The sequence below is a fragment of the Streptomyces sp. NPDC002324 genome (assembly GCF_053593335.1).
Genome location: NZ_JBSFCF010000079.1, coordinates 1 through 9,450 on the forward strand (window position 1 = coordinate 1; position 9,450 = coordinate 9,450).

Here is a 9,450-nt window from a genome sequence, read left to right on the forward strand (position 1 = left end):
TATCACCGGCCTCAACCCCTGCAGCACCGCCATCCACCAGCTCTGATCGGCCCGCCCCGCCATAACCGACGCCTCCAGATAATTGCCGTTATCCCAGCCGCGGCTTTCCTTGCCGACGGTCTCGGAGGCCTTGACGCTCTGGGAGTCCACGACGACCGACGCGGCGCGGGGTGTTTTCCCGGCGGCGAGTCGGATCTGGCGGCGGAGCTGGTCGCGGATGATTCCGACGACGCCCGCGGCGGCCCAGCGCCGGGCGAAGCCGTAGATCGTCCGCCAGGGCGGGAAGTCGGACGGCATCGCGCGCCATTTGATGCCGTTATCAACCAGATAGCGTATGCCGTCGACAATCTCCCGCCGGGGATGGGCCTCCGGACGTCCGCCGGAAGGTGTCTGGCAAGCGGGGACTGGGAGAAGGGGTTCGAGCAGGGCCCATTCGGCGTCCGTCGTGTCGGACGGATAGCGGCGCTGGCGCATGACAGGAACAGGACCGGCCCGACAGCCCCGGGTTGTCCGCGGGGCGCCGGGCCGGTCCCGGCCTCCTGATCTGACGGTGGGCGCCCCGGCTCAGAAGAGCCCGTCAGCGCGGTGGCCGGGCGGCCAGCGCGAGGTTCGACTCGATCGCTTTCATCTGGTCGCTGAGGTAGCCGGCCCAGACGCTCTTGGGGAAGAGGGCCAGGTGCGGGCCGATGGTGCCGGTGAGCATCCGGCGGAACTGGGTGAGTTTCTCGCTCAGCCAGGCCCGCTCCCATTCCTCGAGTTCGTCCTCGCTCGCGCAGAAGTGATAGCCGAGGTCACGGTTGTAGATGACCGGCGGCCAGGTGCGTTCGGCGCATAGATCGCGCAGCGTGGCCAGGCCCCGTCTGGTCTGCCAGCGGCTGAGCTCGCACGAGGCCATCAGGCGGATCAGCGTCATGCCGGCGGGTGCGACTTCGAACAGGGCGGTGCGGATCAGGTCGGCGTGGCGCTCCGCGGTCGGGGAGCGCTTGGTCACGGCTACTCACCCCGCAGGAGGCGGGCGAGCTCCTCGTCAACGTCGACCTCGCCGGTTTCGGCGGCGGTCTCGATCCAGTCCAGCGTGGCCCGGCAGCGGGCGACGTTCTGCGCGAGGACGGCCTGTTCGTCATCCGACAGGTGCCGGTCGCGCAGTTTGGGCACGGTCTTTCCGCAGGCTGCCACGAAGCGGTGGCAGGCACCGACCAGGTCCAGGAACTCGACGGTCCGCTCGATCTTCTTCACCACCCGTCCGGCGGGTGTCTTCCGGCGGAAGTGTTCGGCCTGCTGACGGGAACGGTCGGTCTGGGCGCGGTTGACCGCGTGCCGGGCGGTGTCGTCGGCGACCACCCTGGCCGCGACCTCCGGACGGCGCAGCACATCGGAGGCGACCTGGGCCGCCACCGTGTCGTCGTCGATGAGGTCGTGGACGACCTCGGTCCGGTGCTGCGTGGTCTGCGCCTTGTTGACCATGTGCCGGGCGGTGTCGTCCGCGACCACTTTGACCGCGACCTGCGGACGGCGCAGCACGTCCGTGGCGATCTGCGCTGCGACCTCGTCGTCGTCGGTCAGACGGTGAATGGTCGCCACCTTCTGCGCCGGCGTCTCGGGACGGTCCGGGCGCTGCCCGACGTGCTTCTTGGCGAGGTCCGTCGTCCAGCGCCGGGCCCGGGCGCGCTCGTCCAGCGGAGGGGCGTCGATCGCCTCGAAGCGTTCGGTGGCGTCAGGGATGGACGCGAGGATGTAGTGGACCTTGTGGGAGATGCCGTGCCGACGCTGGCCGGCGGGCCAGCGGTGGGAGGCGAACCGGTAGCTGCGGACCGTGCTCAGTGACAGCCCCAGGTCGTCGGCGTAGATCTGTAACGAGACGTCGACGCCGAACAGGTCCTCGCCGGGGGCCGGGTGGGCGCCGCCGAGCCGCTGCATTGGCTCGATCTCCAGCGCGTGGTCCCCAATGGTGAACTGGATGCGCTGCATCTGTCCGACCAGTTCCCGGTCGGTGGTGATGATCTGCGCGTAGCGCTCGCGGGTGACATGACCGATCGTGGCGGTGGGCATGGTGGCCACCATCCCTCGCGGTCGGGGCCCGGCGGACCGGACCGCCGGCGACAAGCCCCGGCCCTTCCGTCAGAGTCCGCCCGCCGTCAGATCGTTCGCCAACCATGGCTGGAAATGGGGGGAATTGAATGCTCCGGCCGTTGCCTCGGTTCGTGAACTGTTCGCTGAAGCGTCAGTCAGACGCTTGGACGAACGCTGCCCTGCGGCGGCCCCAGGCCTTCTTCCGGCACCGCGGTGAGCAGTACACCGCGTTGCTGCGGTGGTCCACTCCGGCCACCCAGACAGTCCCGCACTCCGGGCAGACCCGGCGGCCCTCACCCCGTTCAAGCGCCGCCACCCGCAGTCGCAACCGCCGCATCCGGCGCCACTGCCTGGAACGACACACCCCCGAGCAGTACACCGCCCGGGGCGCGGCCCCGGGCCTCAGCCAAGAATCGCACCCGGGACAACGCCGATCGAGACCAGGCCCGTTGACCCCAGACACGCCGCCAGCCTAGTCCCGCCCAAAGATCCAAAGGGAGGTTCAGACACAGGCACTCAACAACCGGGCCGAGAACAGCCACCAGCCCACCAGACAGCGCGAGCGCGCCATGAATCTCGCCCCACTTCCGGCCCCGCCGCCACCTGATGACCGCTGCCGCCCACCGAGCCGAGATGACCGTCCGCTTCGCAATCTGGGAACAGATCACCGGCGTCGCCGACCTCGCCACCGCTGCCTGAGCACAGCCCGGAACCGAGCTGCACCACGCGCGACGCCATCAGACACCTACCCACCCAACAACGTGACAGCGCCACCGAGACCTACTCGACTTCGCCGCCCTTAAACGCCCCTGGCGGAACAAGACGCTCTTTGAGCCTCACTACCATCGACACCAAACCGAGAGATCGCACCTTGATTCCTCACGCCTCGTCAAAGGCCTCGAGCAGGCGCTCGTACGCCAGCTTCGGCCGCAGGGCCGCATCCCACGGCAGGGAATCGGCCGTGCGCGGAGGATAGATCTTGGTGTCGGCGGTGGAACCGTACCGGTCGGTGAATCCCCATGTGGAGAACGATGTGCAGTTCGGCTCCTCCAGGCAGACCCGCAGCTTGCCCGCCATCTCATCAGCCTGGGTCTGCCGCCCGTCCTCCTCGTCCTCACCTATGGGGACGTCCATCTCCGACACCCGCGCCTGAACCCCGAGCTCCGCCAGATCCCGCACATGGCTGCGGAAGGTCTCCGGGTCGATGCGGTCGCCGGGTGCGTACTCATGGTTCTGGAAACCCACGCCGTCGATCGGTACGCCGCGTTCCTTGAGCCGCTTGACCAGATCGTAAAGGGCGTCCCACCGCTCGCCTTCCTCCTCGACCCCGTACTCGTTGAGGAACAGCCGTGCCTTCGGATCGGCCCGGTGGGCCGCCCTGAACGCCTCGTCGATGTACTCCTCCCCCATGGCCTCGAACCACGGGCTCTGCTCGGAGCGCAGACCGAGATCCCCGTTGGTGTAGCTCTTCTCGTCGTCGGACATGGGCTCGTTGACCACATCCCATTCCGCGACTTTTCCCTTGAAGTGCCCGGCAACCATGGCGATGTGCCGGAGCATGGTCCGGCGCACCTCCTCGGGGTCGTCGTTCTCCCGCATCCAGTTGGGCAGAGCCTCGTGCCAGACGAGGGTGTGCGCGTGCACCTTCATGTCGTTTGCGCGGGCGAAGCGTACGAGTAGGTCCGCGTCGCGGAAGTCGTAGACACCCCGGCGTGGGTGGAGGAACTGTGCCTTGAACGCGTTCTCCGGAGTGAGCATGGAGAACTGGCTCCCCGCGAGCGCCCGGTAGCGTGAGTCGGTGAGCAGCGGGTTCTCGGCCAGGGCGGCGCCGACGTCGAACGGCCGCCCCACGTCTGCGGCCCGCGCACGCAGCGAGTCGTCGGACTGCTCCTGGCGTAGCTGCGGCGCCTTGATCACGCGGAGCGAGTCACCGCTCTCTGCCCGGGCGATCAGATGCGTCAGACGCCATCCCTCGCGGCGCTCGTCTTCGCCCGCGTCCGCCTCCAGACCGAACCAGACCGTGCCCTCGGCGAACACCCCCGGGTCCTGCACGGTTCCCAGCCGCCGCCCGTCGGCTTTTACTCGGAATGTGTCACCGATGCTCGACACGGCGAGCGTCACCGTCCCGGAGCAGCCGCAGTCGAAATCCTTGGAGGTGGCCGGCTCATCGCCCTCGCCGTCCCATATCTGTACCTTCACTTGTCCGTCGGCGGTCACGCCGACGCGGAGTGAGGGCCGCTCCTGCCGCCACTCGTCGTAGATGACCGGTACCCGTCCGTACAGCCGCAGCCATGAGTCGCCGTCATCGTCACCCACACCGGACATGCGCGCGGTGACGGTGAAGTCGCCATCGGACCTAAGATGCGGGCCGGCCAGGTTCAGCGGGGGGTTGGGCTGGCCGCCGGAGGAGTCCTGCTCCACGATGTGCCGGTCCGATGCGCTGACCCGCAGGATGTCGTTCCGCGCGGTGGTGCCCGGCATCTGCGTCCAGTCGTGGTTCCGCAGCAGGTCTTGGTCGTTTCCGCCGCCCGCGCCTTCGCCCTGCCCCGTACACCCGGCCGCCACCGCCATGACGAGCACCACGGCGGTCAGTCGCTGCCACGTCCCCCCACCAAGGTCCACGGTCCCTCCCACTCTCTTGTTCGAGTCGAGATCAACGTCTTGAAGCCGGGCCACAGTTCATCACGTATGAGGTAAGGCGGCCCTGTGTGGCACGTCCCAGCTCGTGTGGCGGAGCGGGCCCGGATCGTTGCGGCCTGCGCGGAAGGCGCATCGGGAGGACCGGTCTCGTAGCTGGCTGGCGTGCTCGTACCGCTGGGTCAGGCTGCACCGACCGCGATCGCGCTACGACGTCACGGGCACTTCACCTATTCCTCTTGCTGAAGAAGCATATTGCGACTCCTACCAGCACGATAAATCCGGCGGTGAACAAGAGCGCCGATTGCCCATCTCGCAGCAACGGCGGGGCAGAAAGAGACCACATCACCTCTGCCCCTTCTTTTTGCTGATCAGACTCACAGGCACGCAAAGAGCTCCACCCGCAATGAGTAGCCATCCGAATGCGCCTGCCGGGCCCCCGGAGGAGATTACGAGGAGAAGTGCACCGCAGACGAGAGCTAGCATGCCGAAGAGTAGGATCTGGCGCCCTCTTCCTGGTTGGATCATCTCATTCTCCCTGTTCGAAACCGCGGGTGCCGGAGCAAGACAACGCCTGCTCCGGCAACCACGATGGTCAGTTCTTCAGCTCTTGTAGGTGGCACCGATGTAAGTGCCTGCGGCCGCGCCGATGGTCATGCAGAATGGGAGCGCCGGGACAGCACCCGGTCCGGTAAACGCCGCGGCTCCAGCTTCGCAGAGCCCCGTGATACCGATCTCCGCGATCATGGCTGCGGTCGCTTTCTCAGCCGCGCCCGTTCCGCCGGTAAATCCCTCGTAGAGGATGGTCGCGACGCCGAGTCCGTCCCCGATGCTTCCCAGGCTGAGCAATCCGTAGGGGTCGATGCGGTTGACGGGGTCGCCTTCGGCGTACAAGTACGGGTTCTGTTCCTGGCCCGAGGGGTCGGGCTGAGTGAAGCGGCCGATGTTGGCGTCGTAGTAGCGGGCCTTGAGGTGGTAAAGGCCGGTGGTGTCCTGGTAGTTGCCGGCGAAGCGGTAGGGCTGGGCGACCGGTTCGGTGGACTGGGACAGGATGCGCACGCCGCGGGGGCTGTAGGTGTAGGTGTCGACCTTGTTGCCGTCCTCGTCCGCCAGGCCGATCACGCTGCCGATGGCGTCGGTGAGGTAGAAGTAGGTCTTGCCCCCGGTCGTCATGGAGTTCAATGTGCCCCCGGGTTCCCGGTTGAAGCCCATGTCCACACCGGCAGTTGACGTGGCGGACAGGCCGAGCGGCCCGTTGTGGAAGACGGTGTCCCCGAGCTTGATGCGTTCGCTCTGGTCGGTGGAGCCGTACTGGCCCGCGTACGTCTTCGCGTTGACGGTGATCGACGTCATCTGCGAGTGGTCCGACCAGGTTTCGCCGGTGCGGAGGTAGTCGTCGGTGGACGCGCCGGCTGTCTCGTTGCCGATCGCGTCATAGGACCAAGTGCCCGTGGAACTCGACTTGTTCGTCAACTGCTGGGCGTCGTTGTAGGTGTAGGTGGTGCCGCGCGGGCAGCCGGGGTCGGTGCCCTGCGAGGTGAGGTTGCCGGCCAGGTCGTAGCAGTACTGCCAGGAGTCGGCGATCGCGCCCGCCTTCTCCTCCTTGGCGTAGGAGAAGCGTCCCGCCCCGTCGTAGCTGTACGTCCGCTTCAGGCCGGTGACGCTGTCGGTCGAGGTGCGGATCTTGCTGCCGTCAGTGGCGCTGTTGGTGCCGTAGCCGTAGGTGTAGGCCAGGTTCACCAGGGTGCCCTGGTCGGAGGTGACCTTGATGGACTCCGGCCGGCTGGACTTGTCCACGGTGACGGTCTGCACCGTGCCGCCGGGGTAGGTGGTGGTCTTGCGGACGTCGTTGCTGTTGTAGGTGTACGTGGTCACGCGGCCCTGTGGGTCTTTCAGCTCCTTGAGCTTGTTGACCTCGTTCCAGGTGTAGTCGACCTTGCCGGCCGGGTCCTGGTAGTAGTCGACGTTGCCGGCCGCCGTGTAGGCCAGCAGGGTCTGGGAGCCGTCCTGGAGGTGGCGGACCGTCTCCCGCTGCAGCGGGTCGAACTCGTAGGAGACGGTGCCGGTGCCGTCGGAGCGCTGTCTGAGGTTGCCGTCACCGTCGTACCAGTACTCGACCTTCACCGTGTTCGGCGAGGTCACGGTACGAATGCGGTCGCGGTTGTCATAGGTGTAGGTGACCGTGACGCCACGCGCGTCGGTGACAGTCCTGGTGCGGCCCAGGTCGTCGTAGGTGTACGTCGTCTTCCCCAGCGGCGCCGGCGCCTTGGCCCATTCCAGGTTGCCCTTGGCGTCGTAGTGGAAGTCCGTCTCCACCGTCTTCGAGGACGTCATCTTCGTCTTCTGCGCGCAGCGCTGGCCCTCGAAGCCGCCGCAGGTGACGGTGGCGGGGTTGTAGTCGTAGGAGACGCTGCCGCCGCCGGTGCCGGTCTGCGCGACCGTCTTGGTGTTGCCGGCGGTGTCGTAGGTGAAGGCGGTCTTCTCACCGTCGGGGTTGGTGGAGTCCTTGGGTACGTCGCCGCCGGCGACGGTCTGCCAGTTGTTGACCGTCGCCCCACCGGTAGGCAGGGTGGCGGACTTGAGGTTGTTGCGGGTGTCGAAGCCGTAGTCGGTGACGTTGCCCGGGGTGGTGCCGGAGCCCATCGCGTCGGTGGCGGTGTCGATGTTGTGGTTGGCGTCGAACTTGGTGGACCGCTTGTGCCCGAGTGCATCGGTCACCTCGGTGACCTGGCCGTCGCCGTCGTGGGCGTACTTCGTGGCGTGCGTCTCCGGGTCGGTGGCGGTGGTGGTGCCCGCTGCCGTCGGGGAGTCGGCACTGTAGGTGTAGGTCCACGTCGGACCGGTGTGGCCGTCACTGTTGAAGCCGGTGCCGCGCAGCATGGAGGTGACACGGTTGGCGTCGTCGTAGGTGAAGACCGTCACCCGCCCCTCCGCGGTGGTGATCTTGTCGATACGGCCCGAGGCGTCGTAACGGAAGGTGACCGTCTTGCCCTCGGTGTCCGTGGTGGTGGCTAGGTTGCCCGCGCTGTCGTTGAAGACGGCGGTGCGGCCGGTGTTGTCCTTGGCCTGCCACTGCGAGGCGTCCGTCTTCAGCAGGTCGATGAAGCGGCCCGAGCGGGTCTCGGTCAGTTTGAAGCCCTTGTGTTCGCCGCTCTCGTCGTGCTGGGTGACGGTGATCGTGCCATTGTTGCGGTCGGTGACCTTCGTCAGCGTCCCGTTCGCGTCGAAGGTGTCCTTCGAGCCCGACTTCCACTTCGTCAGCGTGTAGGTGCCGTCGGCGTTCTTCTTCAGGTCCTCGGAGTAGCCCTTCGGGGTGGTGAAGGAGCCGTCGCTGTTCTTGGCGAAGCGGACCGTGGCGCCCGAGGCCTCGTAGAAGATCACCTCACTGCTTCCGATCGACAGGTAGCGCTCGTACTGCTGCCACCAGCGCTGCGAGACCTTCCCCCACGGCGCGTCCATCGAGTTGTACGTCCGCGCCAGCGTCAGGCGCTGTCCGACCCCGGCGATGTCGAAGTCGGTCGCCGTCAGCATCAGGTTGCCGGTCGAGTAGTCGATCTTCGCGGTCAGCGCGTCGGTGATCGCGAAACTGGTGTAGCGGTGCCAGGGCACGTCGCCCTGACCTTCGGGGACGATGTTCACCATCGAGGCGTCCGCCGCAGCGGAGGACCTAGCCTTGTTCGCGGGTGCGTCCTTGGCGTGCGCGCGCTGCTCGCGCAGCCACGGCACGTACACCTCGTCGGTCGGATTCTGCGACGGCTCGGACGCCACCGGCCGGTTCGGGTCGACCTTCACCGCCGGCATCTCGAAGTCAGGGCTGTCCGGCCCCCACACCGAGGTGGGCTTCACCTCGGCGGCGGCGCTGGAGGCCGGCAGCGCCGACAGGGCCAGAGCCGCCGAAACCACCACCGCCGAGGCGGCGAGAGCGGCTGATCTCTTACGGGCACGCCGAAACGGCGTGCCGAAGGCACGCTTGTGCATGACTTCCCCCCACAGGAAGACAGACCCCGGCAACCCCAGCGGTCACCAGGCGCACACAAACTGCCACAGGAATCGCACAAGAGTCCGTGCAGTTCCCGCTGATTCCCTCGCCAAGCGGGCAAGAATCAGCCCCTCCCCTTGGAGCTCGCGAAAGGTACAGAAGATTGCATAGGGCATGCGTACCGCGCAGCTGGACAGCCACAACGCGCCTCCCGTAGGCCGAACGCGACCGAAAGCCTTTCCCTGAGGCCGCACCGGCTCGAGGCTCCCCACAGGGATTTAGCCACGGTCGGGTTACTGACGTTGTTGCCGTGATGTCGTCAAGGTGAGGCCGGTTTCAGTGAGGCATCCGTCGATGAGGTTGCTGCGGTACTGGATCTGGCGGAGACCGTGCCGAAGCGCGCTCACGAGGTGGTCAGGGTCGGTGAAAGCGGTGTTGGCCTGACTGCTGCGTCGCAGCAGTGACCAGATGCCCTCGACGGGGTTGAGGTCGGGTGCGTAGGCCGGCAGGAAGTAGCAGGTGATCCGGTCGTGGGTGTCGATGAACTGCCGTAGTCGGCGGTCCTTGTGGACGTTGAGGATGCCCCTATGTTGCGTCAAGCGGCAGAAGGCGGCACAGCGGGGGGTGACGGCTGCTGGAGTTGACCGTAGATCTCACGGGCGACGTAGTGTTTGAGACAGCGGATGATCTCGCGTTTCGACATGCCCTGTTTCGTGCGGCGTTCGAGGTAGAGACGTGTCCGGGCATCGCGGCGCAGGCGGGTT

At 66.9% G+C, this 9,450-nt stretch carries 5 protein-coding genes and 3 pseudogenes; 1 reads left to right on the forward strand and 7 read right to left on the reverse strand.

Annotation, left to right across the window (positions count from 1 at the left end; all coding sequences use genetic code 11):
* From ACWCRJ_RS44140 to ACWCRJ_RS44150, 3 genes are all read right to left on the reverse strand, one after another.
* Nucleotides 1–474 (reverse strand): transposase (locus tag ACWCRJ_RS44140; protein WP_450944628.1); only part of this gene is annotated, 474 nt, incomplete at its 3' end.
* A 103-nt stretch (nt 475–577) separates the two neighbouring features.
* Nucleotides 578–991: a RacP protein gene (locus ACWCRJ_RS44145; protein ID WP_450944629.1), complete on the reverse strand. Its 414-nt coding sequence runs from the start codon at nt 989–991 to the stop codon at nt 578–580.
* Nucleotides 992–993: 2 nt separating this feature from the next.
* Nucleotides 994–2,049 (reverse strand): DUF6192 family protein, encoded by a 1,056-nt coding sequence (locus ACWCRJ_RS44150; RefSeq protein ID WP_450944630.1) that lies wholly within the window; start codon nt 2,047–2,049, stop codon nt 994–996.
* A gap of 530 nt (nt 2,050–2,579) precedes the next feature.
* Between ACWCRJ_RS44150 and ACWCRJ_RS44155 the strand changes: the two are divergent.
* Nucleotides 2,580–2,769: pseudogene (locus ACWCRJ_RS44155) on the forward strand (IS6 family transposase); the annotation flags it as partial.
* 180 nt (nt 2,770–2,949) lie between these two features.
* Here the strand turns inward: ACWCRJ_RS44155 and ACWCRJ_RS44160 are convergent.
* The 4 genes and pseudogenes from ACWCRJ_RS44160 to ACWCRJ_RS44175 form a co-directional block, all read right to left on the reverse strand.
* Nucleotides 2,950–4,692, reverse strand: a complete 1,743-nt coding sequence (locus ACWCRJ_RS44160) for an endo-1,4-beta-xylanase (RefSeq protein WP_450944631.1) — start codon at nt 4,690–4,692, stop codon at nt 2,950–2,952.
* A gap of 618 nt (nt 4,693–5,310) precedes the next feature.
* Nucleotides 5,311–8,508 (reverse strand): RHS repeat-associated core domain-containing protein, encoded by a 3,198-nt coding sequence (locus ACWCRJ_RS44165; RefSeq protein WP_450944632.1) that lies wholly within the window; start codon nt 8,506–8,508, stop codon nt 5,311–5,313.
* A gap of 471 nt (nt 8,509–8,979) precedes the next feature.
* Nucleotides 8,980–9,264, reverse strand: a pseudogene (locus ACWCRJ_RS44170) (transposase); the annotation flags it as partial.
* 17 nt (nt 9,265–9,281) lie between these two features.
* Nucleotides 9,282–9,450 (reverse strand): annotated as a pseudogene (locus tag ACWCRJ_RS44175) (IS110 family transposase); the annotation flags it as partial.